Below are 23,241 nucleotides of genomic sequence, written 5' to 3' on the forward strand. Positions count from 1 at the left end.
CCCCTGAGACCCCAGTGAAGGACAGAACATGAGCTTCCCGACCCATCGCCCCCGCCGGCTCCGCACCACCCCGGCCATGCGCCGGATGACGGCCGAACACAGGCTGGCGGCGCCCGAACTGATCCTTCCCGCGTTCATCCGGGAGGGGCTCACGGAACCCAACCCCATCGCGTCCATGCCCGGCGTGGTGCAGCACACCACCGATTCCCTGAAGAGGGCTGCGGCCGAGGCCGTGGAGCTGGGCGTCGGCGGCATCATGCTCTTCGGCATTCCGGCCGAACGCGATGCGCGCGGCACGGCATCCCTGGACCCCGACGGCGTCCTCAACAAGGCGATCCGGGACGTCCGCGCGGAGGTGGGCGATGACCTGGTGGTCATGAGCGACGTCTGCCTGGACGAATTCACCGACCACGGCCACTGTGGCGTCCTCGACGCCGACGGGTACGTGGACAACGACGCAACGCTGGAAATCTACGCGGCGATGGCCGTGGCCCAGGCTGATGCCGGGGCGCACATGCTGGGCCCCTCGGGAATGATGGACGGGCAGATCGGCGTGATCCGGCAGGCACTGGAGGACGCCGGACACACGAATACGGCTGTAGTGGCGTACGCCGCGAAATACGCCTCCGCGTTCTACGGCCCCTTCCGCGAAGCGGTGGATTCGCAGCTCAAGGGGGACCGGCGCACGTACCAGATGGACGCCGCCAACCGCCGCGAAGCCATCCTCGAGGTGGAGCTGGACTTGGCCGAAGGCGCCGACCTGGTGATGGTCAAGCCCGCCATGAGCTACCTCGACATCCTCGCCGACGTCGCCGCCATGAGCACCGTGCCCGTGGCCGCCTACCAGATCTCGGGGGAATACTCCATGATCGAGGCGGCCGCCGCCAACGGCTGGATCGACCGCCGTGCCGCCATCACCGAATCGGTCCTCGGCATCAAACGGGCCGGAGCCAACATGGTCCTGACCTACTGGGCGTCCGAGCTCGCCGGCTGGCTGAAGGAGTCGAAATGAGCGACAGCCCCACTGCCCCCGTCGGCCCGGGGAAGGTCCTGCTCGGGCTGAACACGTTCGGCGACGTCGGGTCCTACCCCGACGGGCAGCCGGTGCCGCATGCGCAAGTGCTGCGCCAGCTGCTGGAACAGGCGGAGCTGGCGGACGACGTCGGACTCCACGCCTTTGGTGTGGGGGAGCACCACCGCCGGGACTTCGCCGTCTCGGCCCCCGAAGTCTTCCTGGCCGCCGCCGCGGCCCGGACCAAGCACATCCGGCTGGGGTCCGCGGTGACCGTGCTGAGTTCGGACGACCCCATCCGCGTCTTCCAGCGTTTCTCCACGGTGGATGCCATCTCCAACGGCCGCGCCGAAGTCATGCTGGGCCGCGGGTCCTTCGTCGAATCGTTTCCGCTGTTCGGCCTGGACCTTGCCGACTACGAGGTCCTGTTCGAGGAAAAGCTGGAACTCTTTGACAAGGTCCGTGCGCAGAAGCCGGTTCACTGGGAAGGGCGCACCCGTCCGGCCATCAACGGGCTGAGCGTCTATCCGCCGCTGGAGCACCACCTGCTGCCGGCCTGGATCGGCGTGGGCGGAACCCCGGAGTCGGTGCTGCGCTGCGCGGAATACGGCTACCCCATCATTTTCGCGATCATCGGCGGGGAACCGCGGTCGTTCGCGCCGCTGGCCAACCTCTACCGCGAGGCCATGGCTAAGTACGGGCATCCGATGCAGCAGGTGGCCACGCACTCGCCCGGGCATGTGGCCGAAACGGACGAGGAAGCCCGCGAGGAGTTCTTCCCGCACTGGCTGGAGCTGCGGAACAGGATCGGCGCGGAGCGCGGCTGGGGCCCGGGCGGCCGGCGGGAATTCGATGCCATGTGCACCCCCGAAGGCGCGCTCTACGTGGGATCGCCTGAAACGGTGGCGCGGAAGATCGTCCTGCTCAAGCAGAACCTGGGCGTGGACCGCTTCGACCTCAAGTACAGCAGCGGCTCCCTGCCCCACAAGGCCATGATGCGGTCCATTGAGCTGCTGGGCACCGAGGTGGCGCCCCGTGTGGCCACTCTCCTGTCCGGGCATGCACCCGCAAACTGAAAGAATAGGAACCATGACTTCCAGCTCTCCTCGCAATGAGGAACTTTTCGACCGTGCACGCCAGCTCATGCCGGGCGGCGTCAACTCTCCCGTCCGGGCCTTCGGTTCCGTGGGCGGGACTCCGCGGTTCATGGTGTCCGCCAAGGGCCCGTACCTGACGGACGCGGACGGTGCCGAGTACGTGGACCTGGTGTGCTCCTGGGGTCCCGCGCTGCTGGGGCACGCCCACCCCGCCGTGCTCGAAGCAGTCCACGCCGCCGTGGACCGCGGGCTCTCGTTCGGTGCCTCCACCCCGGACGAAGCCAACCTTGCCGCGATCGTCAGGGAACGCGTCCCCGCCGCCGAACGCGTCCGGATGGTGTCCACCGGCACCGAAGCCACCATGACCGCCGTCCGTCTGGCCCGCGGCTTCACCGGCCGCGACCTGATTATCAAGTTTGCCGGCTGCTACCACGGCCACCTCGACGGACTCCTTGCCGCGGCCGGATCCGGCGTGGCCACCCTGGCGCTGCCCGGTTCCGCCGGCGTCACCGCGGCCACCGCCGCCGAAACCCTGGTGCTGCCGTACAACGACCTCGCCGCCGTGGAGGCCGCGTTCGCCGCGCACGGCAGCAACATCGCCGCCGTCATCACGGAGGCGGCTCCGGCCAACATGGGAGTGGTCACGCCCGGCGAGGGGTTCAACGCCGGACTATCGCGTATCACCCGCGAACACGGCGCCCTGCTCATCGTGGACGAAGTCCTGACCGGCTTCCGTACGGGCTACTCGGGCTACTGGGGCCTCACCGGGGGCGCGGCCGGCGCCGCCGAGCCGTGGAGCCCGGACCTGCTGACCTTCGGCAAGGTCATCGGCGGCGGCATGCCGACGGCGGCCCTCGGCGGCCGTGCCGACATCATGGACTACCTCGCGCCGCTCGGCCCCGTGTACCAGGCGGGAACGCTGTCCGGAAACCCGGTGGCCATGGCCGCCGGCGTCGCTACCCTGACCCACGCCACCCCCGAGGTCTACTCGTTTATCGATGCACGCTCCCTGGAGCTTTCCGCGGCGCTGTCCTCGGCATTGGACGCCGCCGGCGTGGACCACTCCATCCAGCGGGCAGGAAACCTCTTCTCGGTGGCCTTCGGCACGTCGGCCCGGGGCGTCCACAACTATGACGACGCCCAGGGCCAGGAAGTGTTCCGCTACGCGCCGTTCTTCCACTCGATGCTGGACTCCGGCGTCTACCTGCCGCCGTCGGTCTTCGAAGCGTGGTTCCTGTCCGCGGCACACGACGACGCCGCCATGAACCGGATCTTCGAGGCGCTCCCTGCCGCAGCCCGCGCCGCTGCGTCGGCAGAGGTGCCTGCCGGGCTGTAACGGCTCACAACAGAAATCCCCGCCTCCCGGACGAATCCCCGCTAAAAGCGAAGGGGAAACGTCCGGGAGGCGGGGATTTCTTGCTAATGCTGTGAAGCGGAAGGCTTAGTAGGCCACCGTCACGTCACCGTTGGGCCATTCCTTTTCGATGAAGGCCTTGACCTCGGGGGAGTGCAGGAGCTCGTCCAGCTTCTTGATGCGGACGTCATCCTTGGAGTCTTCACGCCAGGCCAGGAAGTTGGCGTAGGGGTTGTTTTCCACGGACTCCACTGCGAGGGCGTCCTTGGTGCTCAGGCCCGCCTTCAGGATGAAGTTGCCGTTGATCAGGGCCAGGTCCACGGACGGGTCCTTGAGGTCGTTGATCAGGAGTTCGGGCTGGTTCTCGGAGAACTTCAGCTTCTTGGGGTTCTGCTCGTCGGTGAGGGTCAGCACCGAGGAATCGTCCTTGATGTCCTTGACGAGGCCGGCAACCTGGAGGACCTTCAGCGCCCGGACCTGGTTGGAGGGGTCGTTGGTGATGGCGACTTTGGCGCCTTCCTTGATGTCCTTGATGTCCTTGACCTTCTCGGAGAAGGCGGCGTAAGGCTCGATGTGGACGCCTTCGCCGTGGCCGAACTTGTAGCCCTTGGTCTTGACCTGGTCTTCGTACCAGGGGAGGTGCTGGTAGTAGTTGGCGTCCAGCGAACCGTCGCTCAGGGCGGTGTTCGGAGTCTGGTAGTCCTCGATCTCCTTGATGTCCAGCTTCAGGCCTGCCTTGGGCGCGAGGTCCTCGTTGAGGAATTCCAGGATCTTGGCCTGCGGGACCGGGCTTGCACCGACGGTCAGGGTGGCGGGCTTGGCCGGGTCAAGGGCGGTGGTTTCGGCGCTGGGGCTGGAGGAACCGCCGCAGGCCGTCAGGGCCAGTGCGGTGACGATACCGGTGGCCAGGAGGGAGAGTGATTTACGCATCGAATGCGTTCCTTTCGAATTGCTGGGAGTTCGACGGCGGGCTTGCGCCCGGCGCCGTCTCCGGCACAGATGCAGCGGGCGGCTACCTGCTGCGGTGAAGATTGCCGTGCCCGTTGGACGACGGCTGGTTGGTGGTGTTGGCCCGGCGGTGGTGCAGGCCTAGCGGTGGTCGAGGCTGCGGGCGATCTGCTCGCCGACCAGCTGGATGACCTGAACGAGGACGATGATCAGGACGATGGTGACGATCATGACCGTGACATCGAATCGCTGGAAGCCGTAGTTGTACGCCAGCTTCCCGAGTCCGCCGCCGCCCACCAGGCCGGCCATGGCCGAGTATCCAACCAGCGTGACCACGGTGGTGGTTGTGGCGGCTATGAGGGCCGGGAGCGATTCGCGCAGCATCACCTTGTTGATGACCTGCATTTTGGTGGACCCCATGACCTGGGCGGCGTCGATCTTGCCATGGTGGACGTCCCGGAGGCATGTCTCCACCAGGCGGGCAAAGAAGGGGATGGTGCCGATGGACAGCGAGACTGAAGCCGCAATGGGCCCAAGGCTCGTGCCGGTCAGCAGGCGGGCCAGCGGAATGAGCGCGACCATCAGGATGGCGAACGGGATGGACCGGGTGATGTTGACGATGACGTCGCTCATGATCCGGTTGGTGACGGGCATCGGACGCAGTCCGCCCGGCGCCGTGACGTGCAGGAAGACGCCCAGGGGCAGGCCCACCAGCACAGTGAAGAAGGCCGAAATTCCGACCATCTGCAGTGTTTCAACGATGGCTTCGGGCAGCGCCTTCGCGAGGACGGGGTTGCTGAAGATGTCGTTCATGAGTTCCTTCCCGCCGCGTCGCCCAATTGAGTTTTATCCAAGTCAGCGTCATCCAGATCCGCAGCGTCAAGATCCACGGTGTCGCTGGCTGTTGTTTTCGTCCTCGCCAGTTTGGCGCCTATGCCGCGCTGGTGGAGGTAGGCGAGGACGGCGTCGTAATCCGCATTCTCGGCGAGCTGCACACGGAGGTGCCCGAACTGCTGGCCGCCCAGCGTCTCGACGCTGCCGGCGAGGACATTGAGGTCGATGTCGAAGTGCCGTGCAACACCGGTGAGGACAGGTTCTTTGGCGTTGTCACCGGCGAACAGGATTTCCAGGACCGGTCCGCCCTGCAGCGCACCCTTAAGGGGCTCTGAGGCGGGGAGCGGCAGGAGTGCCTTGGCCAGCTTGCTCTCGAGATCCCCGGCCACGTCTTTGAGCGCCCCGTGCTCGATGATGCGGCCCTTGGACAGGAGGGACACCGAGTCGCAGACACGCTTCACGACGTTCATTTCGTGCGTGATGATGAGGACGGTGAGCTGCAAACGCTTTGTGAGGTCCTGGATCAGGTCGAGGATTTCATCAGTGGTCGCAGGGTCCAGGGCAGAGGTGGGCTCATCGCACAACAGGACGTCGGGCTCGGCGGCAAGTGCCCGGGCGATGCCGACGCGCTGGCGCTGCCCGCCGGAAAGTTGGGAGGGGTAGGCGTTTTCAAACCCTTCCAGGCCCACGAGGGACAGCAAGTCAGCAACCTTGGCCCGGATCTTGTCCTTCGGCGTCTTGACCAGCTCCAGGGGATGCGCCACGTTGCCGGCCGCAGTGCGGGAGTCCATGAGGTTCGCATGCTGGAACACCATGCCGATGCGGCGCCGGGCGGCACGGATTTCGGACTCCCTGACGGAGCTTAGTTCCGTGCCGTCAATGCTGACGGACCCCGACGTCGGACGATCCAGCAGCGTCAGGCAACGCACCAGGGTCGATTTCCCGGCGCCTGAATGGCCAATGATTCCGTGAATGGAACCTTTGGGAACGGAAAGGGTGACGCCGTCGAGGGCCACCACTTCCTTTTTCCCTTGGCGGTAGACCTTTCGCAGGTCGGTAACTGTGATCATTTATCCTCAGGAGGTTGGCCTCGGGCAGGGCATAGCACAAGCACGCTTTTGAACTTAATTATGTCAGCGGTGCCCTTGGCGAGTCACTTCCGCAGTATCTTCGGCGCATTGACTTTGCCGCCGCATTAAGTTCCGACTCAATGCCAATGCCGCGTTGCTCGTGCGGCCGTGCTGTGACAGGCAAAATTGCACCGGCCGCCTGCGCCGGCCAGCGACCCTGCCGGGAACTGTGATCCTCGTCCCAGACTGTGGCCCAGACTGTGGCCTTTTTCCCTGGAGGGCCGGGCTTGTCCGGGTTTTGTACGGCCGGCTAGAAGTCGCCCCCGCTGGCGTCTTCGGGCGGGAGGACCGGCCATTCGCCTTCGATCACGGCGGCGGGCTTGGTCTTGCGGAGATACGTCTGGAAGTCCGCTGCCTGGCTGGCCGCCCAGCCCACCTGCAGCTGATGGAGCTGACCGGCGGCCATCCGGAGTTTCGGGAACTTACCGGCCATGGCGTCCAGCATCCGGAGCGTCGCGAGGGCGTCCGCTGCGGACGTGTGGGCGTTGTCGAGGTTGACCTCGTATTCTTCGCAGAGTGCGGTGAGCGTCCTCTTACCCTTGCGGTATCGGTCCACCTGCTTGTTCATGATGTAGGGATCCAGGACGGGGAAGCGGTCCAGTTGCGGAATGCCGTACCGGGCCGACTCTGCTGCCAGCACCGTGAAGTCATAGCTGGCGTTGAACGCAATAACCGGGACACCGTCGTCGAACAATCCCTGCAGCACCGAGGCGAGTTCGCGGGTCACTTCCGCGGCCGGGCGGCCCTCCTGGCGGGCCCGTTCGGTGGTCACGCCGTGCACCTCGCTGGCTTCGGCGGGGATCTCGATTCCGGGATCCGCGAGCCACTCATGCTCCTTGATGACGCTTCCATCGGCATCCACCACGGTGACCGATGCCGTGACGATCCTGGCGGCACGCGAGTTGCGGCCGGTGGTCTCCAAGTCGAAGGCGGCCCGGGGACGCGTGTCCCACGTGCCGGTGGTGGTGCTGCCAGTGGTGGTGCTGATGCTGGTGTTCCTGATGCTCATACTTCAAAACTACCTGCTGCCTCTGACAGTTTTGTGCCGGGCTGCGGGCGTGCCGCCCGTCGGCGGGCTGGCTGCCTCGCGGTCGGGCCGCTTCGAGGGTGGCCGCTCACACGTGGCGCCTCGCGGGTGCCGGGGAACCGCTACGCTGGATTCATGCGCACGGAGTATGTCGAGGCGGTACTGTCCGTGGTTCAACTCATCCCTACGGGATCAGTTGTCGCGTATGGCGACGTGTCCGAGCTCCTCGGTTCCGGCGGTGCGCGGCAGGTGGGCGCGGTCATGAGCCACCACGGCAGCTCCGTCCCCTGGTGGCGGGTCCTAAGGGCGAGCGGTGAAGCACCGCAGGGGCTCGAGGCCGAGGCCCTGACGTACTACCTCCAGGAAGGAACCCCGCTCCTGGGCCGCTACCTGGACTTCGTCCGGAGCGGCGAAGGACGGTGGCGCGTGGACCTTGCGGAGGCGCGGTGGGCGCCCTTGGACAGTGACTTCGACCTCATCGACCTGATTGCCGAACGGCTGGAGCGGCGGCTCCATAAAATGTCCGCCCCGAATGATGAAATGACTGTGTGACACTTACTAACGACTCCCCGGAGATCCAAGCAGGGCAGCGGATCCAGGCAGGGCAGCGTGCAGATGGGCAAACAGGCCACATACCAGTCGGCAGGCCCGCTGGAACGGCAGCCGGACTGAGGCTCCTTCCGCCAAAGCAGGTCCTCAACGTCGTTCCGGTTTTGTCACCGGACCAGCAGGCGGCCGTGGACGTCCCGCACGGGTCCGGTCCGGTCCTGGTACCGGGTGCCCCGGGTACGGGAAAGTCCACCGTACTCATTGAAGTTGCTGTGCGCCGGGCAGAGCGCGACGGCGTGGATCCGGAAAGAATGCTTGTGCTGGCGCCGAGCCGCCTCGCAGCCGACTCCCTCAGAGACCGCTTCACGGCCCGGCTCAACCGCAGCCTCAGTACGACGCCGGCACGCACCTGGGCATCGTATGCCTTCGATCTGATCCGGCGTGCCAAAGCAGAAGGCATCCTTCCGCTGCCGCGACCGCCGCGGCTCCTGTCAGGACCCGAGCAGGACCTCATCATCAAGGAACTGCTTGAAGGCCATGCCCTTCCAGGGCTTGAACTGCCCTGGCCCGAAGACCTGGGCGCCGCACTGGAAACCCGTGGCTTCCGCCACGAGGTACGTCAGCTCTTTGACCGGATCATTGAGTCCGGCCGGACGCCCGATGACCTGGTGCGGCTGGCCGGGCAGTGCAACCGTCCGGACTGGATCGCTGCCGCCGCGCTGTACGCCGAGTACCGCGACGTACTGGACCTGCGTATGCCGGAGGCCTTCGACCCCGCGGGAATCATCACGGCCGCACGCCAGATCTTCCAGGACGCCCCCGAATTCCTGGCCGCCGAGCGGGAACGCCTGCAGCTGATTCTCGTGGACGACATCCAGGAAGCCAACCCGGCCGTGTTCGAGCTGCTGGCCGACATCGCGGCAGGCAAGGATGTCTACGTGACGTCGTCCCCGGACACCGTTGTCCAGGGATTCCGCGGCGCCAGGCCCGACCTCACGGCTGAATTGCCGCACCTGCTGGCTCCTGCCGGCGCACCTGGAGAGGGGCTCCGGGATACTGCCGCGGGGGACACGGTCCTGGAACGCCCGCTCCGGGTGACACACCGCCACGCTCCCGCCGTCGCCCAGGCGTGGCTTGAGGTGGCGGCACGCATCTCTCAACGCGCGGGTGGCCGCTCGGCCCGCAGGCTGGAAAGCGCCGAAGCCGCATGCGGCCAGCAGCAGGATGGCCTCAAGCACCACGGTGTTGCCCCTGTCCGGGGCGATGTGGAGGGCCACGTCCTTCCGTCTCCGGTCCAGGAGCTGCGCTATGTTGCGCAGCGCATCCTTGATGCGCACCTGAACCAGGGCCGCGAGCTCGGCGACATCGCGGTGATCGTGCGGAACGGCGGGCAGCTGAACCAGCTGCAGCGCCACCTCGCCGGCCACGGCATTCCCGTGCGGGTTCCCGTGGCCGAATCTGCGGTCCGGGACGAAGTCGCTGTCCGGCCCCTGCTTGATGCCTATGCCGTGGCGCTGGATCCTGCGGCGCTGACCCCGGAATCGGCTGTGGCGCTGCTGACGTCCCGGATCGGCGGAGCGACTTCCATCGAGTTGCGCCGCCTGCGCCAGTCCCTGCGCCGAGAGGAGATCCTTGGCGGGGGAGGCCGCACCAGTGATGCCCTGCTCGTCGAGTCGCTGCTGGAACCCGGCGCGCTGGCCACCACTGGTATCGAAGGCCGCTCTGCCCGCCGTGTCGCGCGCATGATCGAAGCCGGGCGCCTGGCGGCCCGGGCCCCGGGCGGCAACGCCGAAACGGTGCTTTGGGCGCTCTGGAACTCCACCGGGCTCGCCGCACGCTGGACTGAGGCGGCACTGGCCGGCGGCGCAGCGGGGGCCAGGGCAGACCGCGACCTTGACGCCATGATGGCCCTGTTCCACACCGCCGAACGCTATGTAGACCAGTTGCCAGGGTCAGGCCCTGATCAGTTCCTGGAGTATCTGCTCAGCCAGGAGCTGCCCATGGACACCCTGGCAGCCCGGGCGCAGCTGGAAGACGCCGTGGAACTCATGACGCCGGCGAGTGCTGCCGGACGTGAATGGCCCGTCGTCATTATTTCCGGCCTGCAGGAAGGAGTGTGGCCCAACACCAGGCTCCGCGGAGAGCTCCTTGGCAGCACGCTCTTTGCTGACGCCGTTGAACACGGGGTGGAACACGCCCTGCAGTTGGGGCCCATCAGCAGGCTGCGGGAAATCCGCTATGACGAACTCCGCAGCTTCTCCACGGCTGTCTCCCGGGCACGGGACGTGCTCATCTGCACGGCTGTGTCGTCAGAGGACGAACAGCCCTCGTCCTTCCTCGACTACGTGGCTCCGCTGCGTCCCGGGCAGGATCGACGGACATTCACCCCGGTGGAACGGCCCATGACCCTCCGTGCCCTCGTGGCCGAACTTCGGCAGCACGCGCAACTGGACGGGAGGTCCGCCGCCGAATCCGTCGAAGCCGCGAAGGTCCTTGCGCGGCTGGCGGTCGCGGAGCCATCCGTGCCCGGCGCTGATCCCGACTCCTGGTGGGGGCTCGCGCCGCTGTCTTCGGCGGAACGGATTGTTCCGGCCGGAGGAACGGTGTTCGTCTCGCCGTCCAAGGTGGAGACGGTCCAAAAGTCTCCGCTTGACTGGTTCATCCAGGCTGCCGGCGGAGAAGCCGCCACCGACTTTGCCAGGAGCCTGGGCACGCTGGTCCACGCCATCGCACAGGATCTGCCGGATTCTTCGGGATCGGAATACGTTGCGGAGCTGGTCCGGCGATGGCCCGCGCTGGGCATGAAGGACAACTGGGAAGGCAAGCTGGATTTTCAGCGCGCCGAGGGCATGGTCCGGAAACTGGCCCAATACATCCTGGTCATGCGCAGTGAAGGCAGGAGCCTTGTCGGTGTCGAACGGGACTTCGAAGTGAAACTGGCGGACATCGTGGACGTGCCGCAGCCGGGACTGCCGGGAACAGCCGCTGACCCTGAGACCAGGTCCGCCGTTCTCCGCGGACAAGTTGACCGGCTGGAAATCGACTCCGAAGGGCGGCTGGTGATCGTTGACCTCAAGACCGGCAAGCGCCAGCCGTCGAAAGCTGATCTCGCGCGCCATCCACAGCTGGGTTCCTACCAGGCCGCGGTACTGGCTGGCGGATTCATGGAACCCGGCACAGCGGCCGCTGACGTTCAACCGGTGGCGGTTCAACCAGGCGACGTTCAGCCGGGCGGGGCCGTGCTTGCCCAGCTTGGCACGAGCAACAAGGGCCCTGGTATCCAGGTCCAGGAGCCGCTGGACAGCTCCGACAACAATTGGGCCCTCGACATGGTGAACGAGGCCGCACGGCTTATGTCCGGCAGCGTTTTTGAAGCCCGCCACGATCCGGCCAAGTCCGGCCATGGTGGCCACGGCTGCCGGCTGCCGGAGGTCTGTCCCCTTTGCCTTCGCGGAAAGCAGGTTACTGAATGACAACGCCCCCTGACGTGCCGGCGCCGCGGTTTTCCCCTGAAGAGCTGACTGCCATGCTGGGCGAACGCAACAGCCCCACCGCAGAGCAGTCCGCCATCATTTCGTCGCCACTCACGCCGCGCCTGGTCATTGCAGGTGCCGGATCCGGCAAGACCGCCACCATGGCAGACCGCGTTGTGTGGCTGGTTGCCAATGGATGGGTCAGGCCGGAAGAAGTCCTGGGGGTGACGTTCACGCGCAAGGCGGCCGGTGAGCTGGCCAGCCGGATCCGGGCCAAGCTGGCTGCTCTGCAGCGGATTGCCGCGGAGGACACGGAGAGCAGGATTTTTCCGGCGGGCCTGCTCAGCGAGGATGCCCTGGAACCCAAGGTTTCCACGTATCACTCCTACGCCAGCGGCATCGTGTCCGACTACGGTCTCCGGCTCGGTGTCGAACGTGACGTTGTCCTGCTGGGCGGAGCGCAGGCCTGGCAGCTGGCCAGCGAAGTTGTTGAGGCTTTCGACGGCGAATACGAGCACTTCCGTGCTGCCAAGTCCACGCTGGTGAAAGCCGTCATCCAGCTTGCCGGCGAGTGCGCTGAACACCTGCGGGATCCCGCCGAGGTGCAGGAATGGCTGATGGGGCGCGTCGCGGAATTCGAAGCCCTGCCCTATGTGGCCGGAGCCAAGAAGAACCCTACCCAGGCCGCCGGAGAGCTCGGCGCCATGCTGCGCACCAGGGCCAGCGTCGCCGAGATGGTGGGAAGGTACGCGGACGCGAAGCGGGTCCGGGGCGCGCTGGACTTCGGCGACCTCGTGGCCCTCGCCGCGCGGGTCGCCAGCGAGATCCCGCTGGCCGCCGAAGTGGAACGCCAGCGGTTCAAAGTGGTGCTGCTCGACGAATTCCAGGACACCTCGCATGCCCAGCTCGTGCTGTTCTCCAGGCTCTTCGGCGGCGGCCATGCGGTGACAGCCGTGGGTGACCCGAACCAGTCCATCTACGGTTTCCGGGGGGCGTCTGCCGGCCAGCTGTTCCATTTTGTTCGTGAATTCCCCGTCCGGGTCGAGGATTCTTTCGCTGTGGCACCCACTTCCTACCTGACAACCGCGTGGCGCAACGGACGCAACATCCTGTCCGCCGCCAATGTCATTTCGGCGCCACTTAGCGCCGCGGCCATTCAAGGCGGGCCTGCGGGGGAGCGGGACGCGGCGGACTCCGTGGAGGTTCCGCCGCTGCAGCCCAGCCCCGCGGCGGCCCAGGGAAAGGTGGTCATCGGACGCTTTGCGACTGACGAAGACGAGGCAAAGGCCATCGCGGCGGATGTCCTGCGGTACCGCGTCACGGATTTCGAAGACAACGACGGAACAGACCAGATACCTCCCGCGATGGCCGTTCTCTGCCGCCGTCGCGCTCAGATGGAATGCATCCGGCGTGAGTTCGAGGTGCGCGGAATCCCCTACGAAATTGTGGGCCTCGGCGGACTCCTGGACACCCCGGAGATTGTTGACCTGGTGGCCACGCTGCGGGTGCTCGCTGATCCGGGCCGTTCGGACTCGCTCATGCGCCTTCTGGCCGGAGGGCGCTGGCGGATAGGGCCGGCCGACCTCATGGCCTTCCGGGACTGGTCTTCGTTCCTTGCGCGCCGCCGGGGGCACCCGGGGCAGGGCGCCGATGAAGGTGATGATTCCGACGCCGCCGTCATCGAAAGCGACATCACCGATGCGGCAAGCCTGGTGGAAGCCTTGGACTGGCTGCCGCGGGACGGCTGGACGTCGGCCCATGGCCGGACGCTGAGCCCGGAGGCCCTCAACCGACTGCACACCCTGTCGGCCGAGCTCCGGCAGCTCCGGGGATTCATGGGTGACGACCTCACCACGCTGCTGGGCGAGGTGGAACGGGCCATGCTCCTGGATATCGAGGTGGCGGCCCGTCCCGGCATCAGCATCCATCAGGCCCGGAGGAACCTGGACGCATTCCATGATGCCGCGGCAGGATTCCTCCACACCTCCCACCGGGTAGACGTCCTGGCTTTCCTGGCGTGGCTGGAGGCCGCGGCCACGGAGGAAGGCGGGCTGGACGTTGCCGCTCCGGACGTCAACCATGAAGCCGTCCAGCTGCTGACGGTGCACGCGTCCAAGGGCCTGGAGTGGGACGTCGTGTTCGTTCCCGGCCTGAACGCGGGAGCGTTTCCCAGCAGCCGCGATTCACGCTGGAGCAGCGGCAGCGCCGCCCTGCCCTGGCCGCTGCGGGGTGACCGCGCCGACCTGCCGCAATGGGACCTGGACCAACCGGACCAAAAAGGCTGGCTGGACGCAGAAAAAGACTTCAAGGCGGATGTCCAGGCGCACGGCGAAGCAGAGGAACGCAGGCTGGCCTACGTGGCTTACACCCGGGCGAAATACGTGCTGTGGGTGTCGAGCGCGGCCTGGGTCGGCTCCCGGGCCGGTATGGCCGAGATGTCGCCGTTCCTTTCCGAGCTGGGGCACCTCGCTGGTGTCGCGACACGCACCGGCGGTCCGGACGGGGCAGCCCAGGAGCCTGCCGGAGGTCCGGCGGAACCTGCGCCGGAACATGCCGCCGTCGTGCATCCCGCGTCGGTGGAGGAGTCATCACTGCCGGCGGAAAGCCCGCTGACCCAGGACCTGGAACTGGCGCTGTGGCCGTACGACCCGCTGGAAGGGCCTGCCGATCCGCGCACCGGGACCAGGCTGCGGCTGGTTCCAGGGCGGCGGGCGGCGATGGAAACGGCCGCCGGAAGGGTCCGCGAGGCCATGGCCGCGGGACCCGCGTGGGACGCTGAGGGTCTCTCAGCGGGGGAGGGTCCCCGCCAGCTCCGGAGCGTTGCGGCCAACTGGGCGCAGGAGGCGGCCCTGTTGCTGGAGCGCCGCTTTCGCAGGGCCGCAGTGCAGGATGTCCACTTGCCCGGCCACATCTCTGCGTCAACCTTTGTGGACCTGGGCGATGATCCGGGATCAGTCCTTGCACGGCTGCGGCGCCCCGTTCCCAGGGAACCAGGCATGTCAGCCCGCAAGGGCACGGCTTTCCACGCCTGGGTCGAAGAGTACTTCGGCAAGGCAGGCATGCTGGAACTGGACGAGGCGCCGGGCTCGGACAACCATATTGACGAGGCGTACGGGCTGGACTCCATGGTGGAGACGTTCCGGAACTCTGAGTGGGCGCACCGTGCCCCGGCCCATGTGGAGGTTCCGGTGGAAACGCGCATCGGAGACGTTGTGGTGCGTGGCCGGATCGATGCCGTGTTCCGGGACGCCGACGGGCGCTGGGACCTGGTGGACTGGAAAACAGGCCGCCGTCCCGCCGCCGGGCAACTGAAGGTGAAAGCCGTCCAGCTGGCCGTCTACCGGCTCGCCTGGGCCCGGCTCAAGGGAGTGCCCCTCGACAATGTCCGGGCCGCTTTCTACTACGTGGGGGAAAATCAGGTGGTCCGCCCGCACGACCTCGGGACGGCCGAACAGTTGGAGGACATCGTTACTGCGGCCCTCGGCGGAACCACCGCACTGGCGAAAGCGTCCGGCTCGGCTAGTGGGACTTTGCGTCCACAATCGTAATGGCGGCGGTGGACGTGTCGTCCGCTGCCGGCGGGGCATGGGGCGTGGTTTCCCCATCTGCGCCGGCAGCCTGACCGGCTTCGCCGCCCTTGGCTGGCGGACCGGAGGCGACGGTGGTGGCGGGCTGTTCGGCCGGGATCGGTGATACATGGACCGAAGGCACGGCCCCGGCACCGGCCGGTTGGACCTGCGGGAGGGCTTCGACATGCACGGATGGTCCGTCCAGCGGAACGGGTTCCACGTGCACGGCGGGGACGGCCTGCGGCAAGGGTTCCACGCTGATGGGCTGACCGCCGTGCTCGGCGATGTCTTCGGCAAGCGAGGCCAGCATTTCTTCAGCTTCGCCGATCATGGACTCGTTTCCGGCCGCCAGGCCCTTGACCAGGTACTGGGCCAGCGCGAACTCGGCGGAGAGCGCCGCGCGGCGCAGCAGGTGGGCGTCCGGCGCATCCCTGCGGCCGGACGTGTAGTGGCTCAGCACGGCGTCCACGAAGCCCTGTTCGTTGGAGGCCACGAGCCAGGCCATGTCGTCGGCGGGGTCGCCGATGCGCAAATCGGTCCAGCCCGTCACAGCCGTCACACGGTCCCCGTCAACGAGGATGTTGTCCTCATGCAGGTCGCCGTGGACAACGCAGGGATTGAAACGCCACAGCGAGACGTCTTCCAGTGCATGTTCCCAACGGCGCAGGAGCACGGGAGGGATCTTCCCTGTGGTGGCAGCCTGGTCGAGTTCGTTGAGCCTGCGCTGCCGGAACTCATTGGGTGTGTAGCTGGGGAGGTCGGCGTTGCTGACCAAAGTCCGCGGAAGGTCGTGAATGGCGGCCAGTGCCGCACCTATTTCCTTCGCCAGACCTTCCGGTCCGGCTGTCAGTTCTTCGACGCTGCGGGTGGTGCCTGCCAGATGCGAGTACACAAAGGTGCTGAGTGCACCCTGCCGAACGGTGCCAGCCACCGTGGGCATCAGAAAAGGCAGTTCGGCCCTGATTCCGGGAGCAAACGCGCGGAGCACCATGAACTCCGTTTCCAGCCGGGCGCTGGCCTCAGCGTGGCGGGGGGAGCGTACCCGCCACTGCTTCCCTTCGGAGTCCAGGAGGAGGGCCGAATCAAAGTCCGCCGGATCGTCGGGTGCGGAACTCACGGCGGTGGGCGTCAGTCCGGGGACTGCCGCAGTTGCTACAGCTGCCAGCTCGATCGGTTTTCTTCTCACCCGTCCACGGTAGATTGACTGGCGCCCAAGATGGCGATGTACCACGGCGAGTCTTCAGATCGTGACGAATCCCCTTGCCAAACCAGTGTTCGGAACGCTGCAACGGGGGTCCGTTGCGGCCGGAGCAAATGTCAATTGTCAGCCGGAGTCAGTACGGTGGGTACATGAGTCTTGCGGAGTCACCGGCATCCCAAAATGAGGCAGAGCAAAATAGGGGAGCGGAAGGTGCGGCCCCTGGCGGTACGCCTCCTTTGAAGCGGCTGCCGGCGAACCACCTTATGGACACTGTCCTCCCCGTCCGTCCCGCCCTCGTTGACAGGGGATCCGGCGCCAGGATGAAGCCGGGCATGGTGGACTCCGTGGTCAATTCCGGCCGGGCGCTGGCCATGGTCCTCTCGCACCGCCAGGCTTTGGTCTGTGGCGACAGCCTCCTGCTGACGGACGCCGCCGGACTAGCGGCGAGCCTCGGCGAGGCCGGAACCCCGCCGGCCATGACCATCTACCTCGGTTCCGCCCTCGCGGGCTCGCACCTGGACGAAGGTACGGAAATCGTCCTATTTGTCCTGGAGGAGCCTTTTGAGGTCCGGGCGGAACAGTTCGAACGGGGCATCGCCGGAATACCGTCGGATGCCGTCTGGACGGGATTCCGGGACGTGGCGGCCCGCCTGAATGCCACCGACACCGCCCTCTTCATCGAAGCCAGCGCGATCGCCAACTGGCATGCCACGCACGTTCATTGTCCGCGGTGCGGCGCCGCGACGCTCGTTGAGGCAGGAGGTTGGGTCCGCAGGTGCCCTGCCGACAACTCCGAGCACTACCCCCGGACTGATCCGGCTATCATCGTGACGGTGGTCGGCCCGGATGACCGGCTCCTGCTGGGTGGCGGCGGGCCCCTCGACGCGAAGAACTATTCCACCCTGGCCGGGTTCGTGGAGCCGGGTGAGTCGCTGGAGCAGGCAGTCGTCCGGGAAATCCAGGAAGAAGTGGGCGTGCGGATCACCGCCACCCAGTATCTGGGGTCCCAGTCCTGGCCCTTCCCCGCCTCGCTGATGCTGGGGTTCACCGCCAGGACACAGGACACAGAAGCAATGCCCGACGGCGTGGAGGTCACCCGTGCGCGGTGGTTCAGCCGTGCGGAGCTTCAGGCCGCGGTGCTGAGCGGGGAAATTGTCATTTCCAGCAGGCTGTCCATTGCCCGGTCCTTGATTGAGCACTGGTATGGCGGCATCATCCAGGACCGTCCTGCCGACGAATGACGTCCCCGCACAGCGGACCTCCGCGCGACACCATCGATCGACCCAGCACCAAGTGACATGAGCAGCAAGTGACAACTGACAATTTTGAACGCACCGCCGAGGGCGACATCGCTTCCGCCGAGCCCGCTGCGCAGGACAACCGGTCCCTGGAAGACCGCATTCTGGGCGGACTGGACGACGAGCAGCGGGAAGTCGCGAGCACACTGAACGGGCCCCTGTGCGTGCTCGCGGGTGCAGGCACCGGCAAGACGCGCGCCATCACCCACCGGATTGCCTATGGCGTGCACTCAGGCGTCTACAGCCCGCAGAGGCTGCTGGCGGTGACCTTCACCGCGCGCGCTGCGGCGGAGATGCGGAGCAGGCTCCGCGATCTCGGCGTAGGCAACGTCCAGGCAAGGACTTTCCACGCGGCCGCACTGAGGCAGCTGCAGTTCTTCTGGCCGCAGGCCGTCGGCGGTGCGCTGCCAAACCTCCTGGACCACAAGGCGCAAATGATCGCCGAAGCCGCCCGCCGCCTGAGGCTCAGCACGGACCGGGCATCCATCAGGGATTTGGCGTCAGAGATCGAGTGGGCCAAGGTGTCCATGCTGACGCCGGCGAACTACCTCGAGAACGCGAAGGACCGCGGCAACCCCGGGGGATTCGACCTCACGGCTGTGGCCCGGGTGTTCCAGTCCTATGAGGACGTCAAGACGGACCGCAACGTCATCGACTTCGAGGACGTCCTGCTGATCACTGTCGGGATCCTGCAGGAGGACCCGAAGGTGGCAGCCACCGTCCGCGAACAGTACCGGCACTTCGTGGTGGACGAGTACCAGGACGTTTCGCCGTTGCAGCAGCGGCTCCTGGAACTCTGGCTGGGCGGACGCGACGAATTGTGCGTCGTGGGCGACGCCAGCCAGACCATCTATTCGTTCACCGGAGCCTCCCCCAAGCACCTGCTCGGTTTCAAGGCCATGTATCCCGGTGCAAACGTCGTCAAGCTGATCAGGGATTACCGCTCCACGCCACAGGTGGTCAAACTGGCCAATGACCTTCTCGCGGGCCGGCGCAGCGGAGGCCCCGTAGCGGATGCCGCCTGGGCGGCTCCGCTCAAACTGGTCGCACAGCGGCAGCCCGGACCGCCGCCCCAGTTCACGGAGTGCGCGGACGATGAAGCCGAGGCTGCCACCGTTGCGATCAAGATCCGGGAACTGCTCGACGCCGGCACCCCGGCCAGCGAGATCGCCGTGCTGTTCCGCACGAACGGACAGTCGGAGGCCTATGAACAGGCATTGGCTTCGGCCGGAATCGGCTATCAGCTGCGCGGGGGAGAGCGGTTCTTCGCCCGCAAGGAAGTCCGGGACGCAATCCTCCAGCTCAGGGCCGCCACCCGTGCAGCTGCCGAAACCTCCGAACCCGAGCCATTGGGCCAGCTGGTCCGGGACATCGTGGCATCCCTTGGCTACACGGCGTCCGCCCCGCACAACGGCGGAGCGCTGCGGGAACGCTGGGAATCGCTGGCCGCGCTGGTTGCGCTGGCCGATGAGCTGGTACTCAGCCGGGGTCCGCGGTTCACCCTCTCGGACTTTGTCAACGAACTGCAGGAACGATCGCTGGCCCAGCATGCCCCGACCGTGCAAGGGGTGACCCTGGCGTCGCTGCACGCCGCCAAGGGCCTCGAGTGGGACGCGGTCTTCCTCGTGGGGCTCTGCGAAGGACTTATGCCAATCTCGTTCGCCGACTCCCCGGAAGACGTGGACGAGGAACGCCGGCTGCTCTACGTGGGGATCACCAGGGCGCGCGAGCACCTGTCCCTTTCCTGGTCGTTGGCCCGGACTCCCGGCGGAAGGGCCAACCGGAAGCCGTCCCGCTTTTTGGACGGCCTCCGCCCGGACTCGGTTGCCAGTTCGACGGCGCGCGGCAAAGGGCCCGCGCCGCGGCGGAAGGCGGCGTCCCCGGCGATGTGCCGGGTCTGCGGAAGCATGCTGTCCACGGGTGCCGAACGCAAGGTGGGCCGTTGCGGCCAGTGCCCGCCGAGCTACGAGGAACAGACCTTCGACGCGCTGCGCCAGTGGCGGAAGGACGTGGCCCTGGCCGCCGAGGTTCCGGCGTTCGTGGTGTTCACTGATGCGACCTTGACTGCCATCGCCGAGGCGCGGCCGGCGTCCCTCGAAGAATTGGGCCAGCTGGCCGGAATCGGGCCGTCGAAACTGGAGAAGTACGGCGAAGCCGTGCTCGAAGTCCTCACGGAAAGCAGCAGCGCCTGATGGCCGGCGGCGCCCCGCCACGGGCGATTCCGCTGACTACCCCCGACGGCGCGCCGGTGGTCGTCCGCCGCTCGGCCCGCCGTCGCCGGACCGTGGCAGCGTTCTGGGAGAACGGAACAGCCGTTGTGGCCATCCCGGCGCACTTCACCAAGGGCCAGGAAAGCGAATGGGTCCACCGGATGCTGGAGAAGCTCCGGTTACAGGGAGTCCGGCGGTCGCGCGGGGAGGGGCGGCGCAGGCCGGCCACGGATGCCGCGCTCGCCGCACATGCGGCCGAACTGTCGGCGAAGTACCTTGGCGGACGCTCCGTCCCGTCTTCCGTGCGGTGGGTCAGCAACCAGAACTCGCGCTGGGGTTCCGCGACTCCCGCCGACGGGACCATCAGGCTCTCGGACAAACTGCGGACGATGCCGCAGTGGGTCATCGACTATGTGCTCCTGCACGAACTGGCGCATCTGCTTGTGGCCGGCCACAACGCCGCGTTCTGGCGACTCCTGGAGGCTTACCCCGAAACCCAGCGGGCCAAGGCGTTTCTTGAAGGCGTGGCGTTCGCAACGTCGCGGGGAATGTCGCCGGACGTCGATGGACAAAGCTCGAGCACTGACGAAACCCACGGTCCGTCAGTGCTCGGCTAGCTGACCTCAAAGCCGGCGGGTCAGGCTTTCGGCGTCCCGCCGTCGTCGTCCGTGCCGGAGCCGGGACCGCCGCCGGTGTCCTTGTCGTCAGAGGTCCTTTCGTCTTCGGCCGGTTCGTCGAATCCGCCGTTCAACAGCTTCTGCAGCGCGTCGTCCACCTCGGTGTCGCTCGCTTCGGCGAGCTTGCGCCGTGCACTGAACCCCTGGGGATCGTCCAGGTCCTCGCCGGTGGGCAGGAGGTCGGGGTGCTGCCAAATGGCGTCCCGTCCCTCGGTGCCACGTTCTTCCTTGAGGGAAGCCCACAGCGCGGCGGCCTCGCGCAGGCGGCGGGGACGCAGCTCCAGTCCCACCAGGGACGAGAAGGCGTGCTCGGCCGGGCCGCCCGTGGCACGGCGGCGCCGCACTGTCTCGCGCAGAGCCGAGGCAGAGGGCAGGAACTTCTCGGTGGCCGCTGCGGTCAGCTCGTCCACCCAGCCTTCGACCAGGGCCAGCGCCGTTTCGAGTTTCTCCAGTGCTTGTTCCTGGGCGGGGGTCCGCTGGGGCATAAATACGCCCTGCGACAGCGCCTCCTGGATGCCTTCGGGGTTGCTGGGGTCGATCTCCCGGGCCAGTTCCTCGATCTTGGACGTGTCAATGTGGATGCCACGGGCGTAGGCCTCGATGGCTCCCAGGAGGTGGCCGCGGAGCCAGGGCACCTGGACGAAGAGCCGGGCATGCGCCGCTTCCCGCACCGCAAGGAAAAGCCGGATGTCGTTCTCGGGCAAGCTCAGGCCCTCGCCGAACTTGGCCACGTTGGCCGGGAGGAGGGCCATTTCGAGGTCGGCCAGCGGAACCCCGATGTCCGTTGAACTCACCACTTCCGCGGACAGGGCACCGATGGCCTGGCCGAGCTGCATGCCGAAGATGGCGCCGCCCATGTTCTGCAGCATGGAGGAAGCCCCGCCCATCATGGACTTCATTTCCTCGGGCATCTGCTCGGTCATGGCTGTGGACAGCGCATTTGCAATGCTGTTCGCCACCGGCTCAGTGAGCCGCTTCCAGGTGCCGAGCGTCTCCTCGACCCACTCGGCGCGGGACCAGCCCCGGCCGATCAGGCCGGTGGCGGGGAGCTCAGTGACCTGGTCAAGCCACAACTCGGCCAGGCGCAGTGCCTCATCGATTTCACGGGACTGTTGGGCCGTGACAGAGGGGTCGGAGCCGCTTGCGGCAACCCGCCGCGCATTGTCGTGGGCGAGCTGCCAGTTCACGGGCCCTTCGGAGGGCGCGCTCATCATGGCCTGCACCTGCGAAAACATCTGGGCCAACAGGTTCGGATCGTCCGGAAGCCCTGCGGCCTTGGCCAGTTCAGCGGGGTCTATGTCACCCATGCCCTTGCCACCCATGAGGTTTTGTAGCATTTCCGCAAGCGGATCCTTAGGGGTGTCGTCGTCCCCGTTGGACGGATTGAGTGGGTTGGAGGTCATGATCCCGCCGATCGTCGGTGTGACTGTTGATCACCTTCACGGTACCCCGGGGCCTTGGCGGCTGTCTGCCGAATCCGGCCCCGTTCGCTGTCGGCAAAGAGCGGTGCCGCCCGCTCAACGCGTAGTGTTAGTCATCGGAATATTTGCAGGCTGCCGTCAGTGCGATCCGGTTCAGCCACAGGGCCGCGTCCGAGGGCGCAGGTACGGAGAGGTCCTTCATTGACAATCACTCAGGGCGACCAGGTTCCAGGGGATCCTGCGGAACCGGGAAACGGCAGCGGGACTACCCGCGGCAGGCTTTCCCGCCGGCCGACGTCCCGCCGTGCCAAAGCAAGCGACAACCGCTACCCCGCGATGGTGGCCTCCGGTTTGATGGCTCTTGCGCTGGGCATCACCGCCGCCAGCCTTCCCGTACCGTACGTCGTTGAATCACCGGGACCCACCTTCAACACCCTGGCCAACGACAACGGCAAGCCGGTCATCAGTGTGACCGGCCGCGAAACGTTTCCGGCCAAGGGGAACCTGGACCTCACCACTGTCTATGTCGACGGCGGCCCCAACGGCCCGGTCAGCGTCTTCGAAGCTTTTTCAGCCTGGCTGGACAAATCCAAGGCGGTCTATCCGGAGGAGCTCATCTTCCCCACCGGGGTGACGAAGGAGGAGTCCCAGCAGGAGAGCGCAGTGGCCATGACCACTTCCCAGGAGAACGCCACGGCTTCCGCACTGAAGGAACTCGATATTCCTTTCGAACAGAAACTGCGGGTGGCAGACCTCGCGGATCAGTCGGCGTCCGCCGGCAAGCTCCAGGCCGGCGATGTCTTCGCCAGCGTAAACGGCAAACCCGTGACGTCGCTCAGCGTCGTGCAGGAGGAACTCGCCGCCGGAAAGGGAAAGCCCGCCACGGTCGTTGTCACGCGTGACGCGGCGCAGGTCACGGAGACCATCACCCCCATGAAGAACGCCGCCGGAAAATTCATCCTCGGCGTGCTGCTGCAGTACGAATTCAAGTTCCCTTTTGACGTCAAGATTTCCCTCGAGAAGGTGGGCGGCCCCAGCGCGGGCATGATGTTCGCCCTGGGCATCATCGACACCATCACCCCGGGGGACCTGACCGGCGGTAAACATCTCGCCGGGACGGGCACCATCACGCCCGACGGCGTCGTGGGATCCATCGGCGGGATCGGGCAGAAGATGTACGGGGCCAGGGAGGACGGCGCGGAGGTGTTCCTTGCGCCGGCTGCCAACTGCGGGGAGGTGGTGGGACACATTCCGGACGGGTTGCAGGTGGTCAAAGTCGAGAACCTGGCCGAGGCCAGGGAAGCAGTCGCCGTGATCGGTTCAGGCGGCGACACATCCGGACTTCCCTCGTGCACCAGCAACTAGACTAATTGCAGGAACTAAGCACCACCGCCACTCGTGGCACTAATGACTGTCGTTCACCTCACGTCCGGGGTGTGCC

At 66.6% G+C, this 23,241-nt stretch carries 16 protein-coding genes; 10 read left to right on the plus strand and 6 right to left on the minus strand.

All coding sequences use genetic code 11. The annotated features are described in order from the left end of the window. Positions 1–28: 28 nt before the first annotated feature. From hemB to hemL, 3 genes are read left to right on the plus strand one after another with little or no spacing between them, the layout of a single operon-like run. Entirely contained in the window at positions 29–1,012 is a 984-nt protein-coding gene (hemB, locus tag AC07YR_RS22125) for a porphobilinogen synthase (RefSeq protein WP_028272593.1), read from the plus strand. Next, positions 1,009–2,088 carry an LLM class flavin-dependent oxidoreductase gene (locus AC07YR_RS22130; RefSeq protein ID WP_494735274.1) on the plus strand — a complete coding sequence of 360 codons (1,080 nt, stop codon included), beginning with the start codon at positions 1,009–1,011 and terminating at the stop codon, positions 2,086–2,088. Before hemB ends, AC07YR_RS22130 begins: the two co-directional genes overlap by 4 nt. 13 nt (positions 2,089–2,101) lie before the next feature. Then, positions 2,102–3,445, plus strand: a complete 1,344-nt coding sequence (hemL, locus tag AC07YR_RS22135; protein WP_494735275.1) for a glutamate-1-semialdehyde 2,1-aminomutase — start codon at positions 2,102–2,104, stop codon at positions 3,443–3,445. A 105-nt stretch (positions 3,446–3,550) separates the two neighbouring features. Here hemL and AC07YR_RS22140 read toward each other — a convergent pair whose 3' ends face one another. From AC07YR_RS22140 to AC07YR_RS22155, 4 genes are all read right to left on the minus strand, one after another. Continuing rightward, positions 3,551–4,393 (minus strand): MetQ/NlpA family ABC transporter substrate-binding protein, encoded by an 843-nt coding sequence (locus AC07YR_RS22140; protein WP_494735276.1) that lies wholly within the window; start codon positions 4,391–4,393, stop codon positions 3,551–3,553. Positions 4,394–4,552: 159 nt separating this feature from the next. Beyond that, positions 4,553–5,224, minus strand: a complete 672-nt coding sequence (locus tag AC07YR_RS22145; protein ID WP_494735277.1) for a methionine ABC transporter permease — start codon at positions 5,222–5,224, stop codon at positions 4,553–4,555. Continuing rightward, a complete protein-coding gene (locus AC07YR_RS22150; RefSeq protein ID WP_494735278.1) occupies positions 5,221–6,315 on the minus strand; it encodes a methionine ABC transporter ATP-binding protein in 1,095 nt (364 codons plus the stop codon). Before AC07YR_RS22150 ends, AC07YR_RS22145 begins: the two co-directional genes overlap by 4 nt. A gap of 310 nt (positions 6,316–6,625) precedes the next feature. Then, on the minus strand, positions 6,626–7,384 hold the full coding sequence (locus AC07YR_RS22155; protein WP_494735279.1) for a 3'-5' exonuclease: 759 nt from the start codon (positions 7,382–7,384) through the stop codon (positions 6,626–6,628). 153 nt (positions 7,385–7,537) lie between these two features. Between AC07YR_RS22155 and AC07YR_RS22160 the strand changes: the two genes are divergently transcribed. The 3 genes from AC07YR_RS22160 (at position 7,538) to AC07YR_RS22170 (ending at position 14,972) form a co-directional block, all read left to right on the plus strand. After that, on the plus strand, positions 7,538–7,954 hold the full coding sequence (locus AC07YR_RS22160) for an MGMT family protein (protein WP_494735280.1): 417 nt from the start codon (positions 7,538–7,540) through the stop codon (positions 7,952–7,954). A gap of 80 nt (positions 7,955–8,034) precedes the next feature. Then, on the plus strand, positions 8,035–11,424 hold the full coding sequence (locus AC07YR_RS22165) for an ATP-dependent helicase (RefSeq protein ID WP_494735289.1): 3,390 nt from the start codon (positions 8,035–8,037) through the stop codon (positions 11,422–11,424). Beyond that, entirely contained in the window at positions 11,421–14,972 is a 3,552-nt protein-coding gene (locus AC07YR_RS22170) for an ATP-dependent helicase (protein ID WP_494735281.1), read from the plus strand. The genes AC07YR_RS22165 and AC07YR_RS22170 overlap by 4 nt, the downstream gene beginning before the upstream one ends. On the opposite strand, the gene AC07YR_RS22175 is transcribed toward AC07YR_RS22170, so the two are convergent. Then, the gene (locus AC07YR_RS22175) at positions 14,944–16,179 is read right to left on the minus strand and encodes a macrolide 2'-phosphotransferase (protein ID WP_436058094.1); all 1,236 of its coding nucleotides are present in this window, start codon (positions 16,177–16,179) and stop codon (positions 14,944–14,946) included. The two genes, AC07YR_RS22170 and AC07YR_RS22175, sit on opposite strands and share 29 nt — an antisense overlap. A gap of 278 nt (positions 16,180–16,457) precedes the next feature. Between AC07YR_RS22175 and nudC the strand changes: the two genes are divergently transcribed. From nudC to AC07YR_RS22190, 3 genes are all read left to right on the plus strand, one after another. Then, positions 16,458–17,435 carry an NAD(+) diphosphatase gene (gene nudC / locus AC07YR_RS22180; protein WP_494735282.1) on the plus strand — a complete coding sequence of 326 codons (978 nt, stop codon included), beginning with the start codon at positions 16,458–16,460 and terminating at the stop codon, positions 17,433–17,435. Between the two features lie 68 nt (positions 17,436–17,503). Continuing rightward, complete coding sequence (locus tag AC07YR_RS22185; protein ID WP_494735283.1) at positions 17,504–19,684, plus strand: ATP-dependent DNA helicase UvrD2; 2,181 nt, start codon at positions 17,504–17,506, stop codon at positions 19,682–19,684. Further along, entirely contained in the window at positions 19,684–20,319 is a 636-nt protein-coding gene (locus tag AC07YR_RS22190; RefSeq protein WP_055796589.1) for a M48 metallopeptidase family protein, read from the plus strand. Before AC07YR_RS22185 ends, AC07YR_RS22190 begins: the two co-directional genes overlap by 1 nt. Before the next feature lie 20 nt (positions 20,320–20,339). Here the strand turns inward: AC07YR_RS22190 and AC07YR_RS22195 are convergent, their stop codons facing one another. Next, positions 20,340–21,782, minus strand: a complete 1,443-nt coding sequence (locus AC07YR_RS22195; protein WP_494735284.1) for a zinc-dependent metalloprotease — start codon at positions 21,780–21,782, stop codon at positions 20,340–20,342. A 219-nt stretch (positions 21,783–22,001) separates the two neighbouring features. Here AC07YR_RS22195 and AC07YR_RS22200 point away from each other — a divergent pair, with 219 nt between their 5' ends. After that, on the plus strand, positions 22,002–23,165 hold the full coding sequence (locus AC07YR_RS22200) for a YlbL family protein (protein ID WP_494735285.1): 1,164 nt from the start codon (positions 22,002–22,004) through the stop codon (positions 23,163–23,165). Positions 23,166–23,241 lie beyond the last annotated feature (76 nt).

This window comes from Arthrobacter sp. GW460-12-1-14-TSB2 (assembly GCF_059423525.1).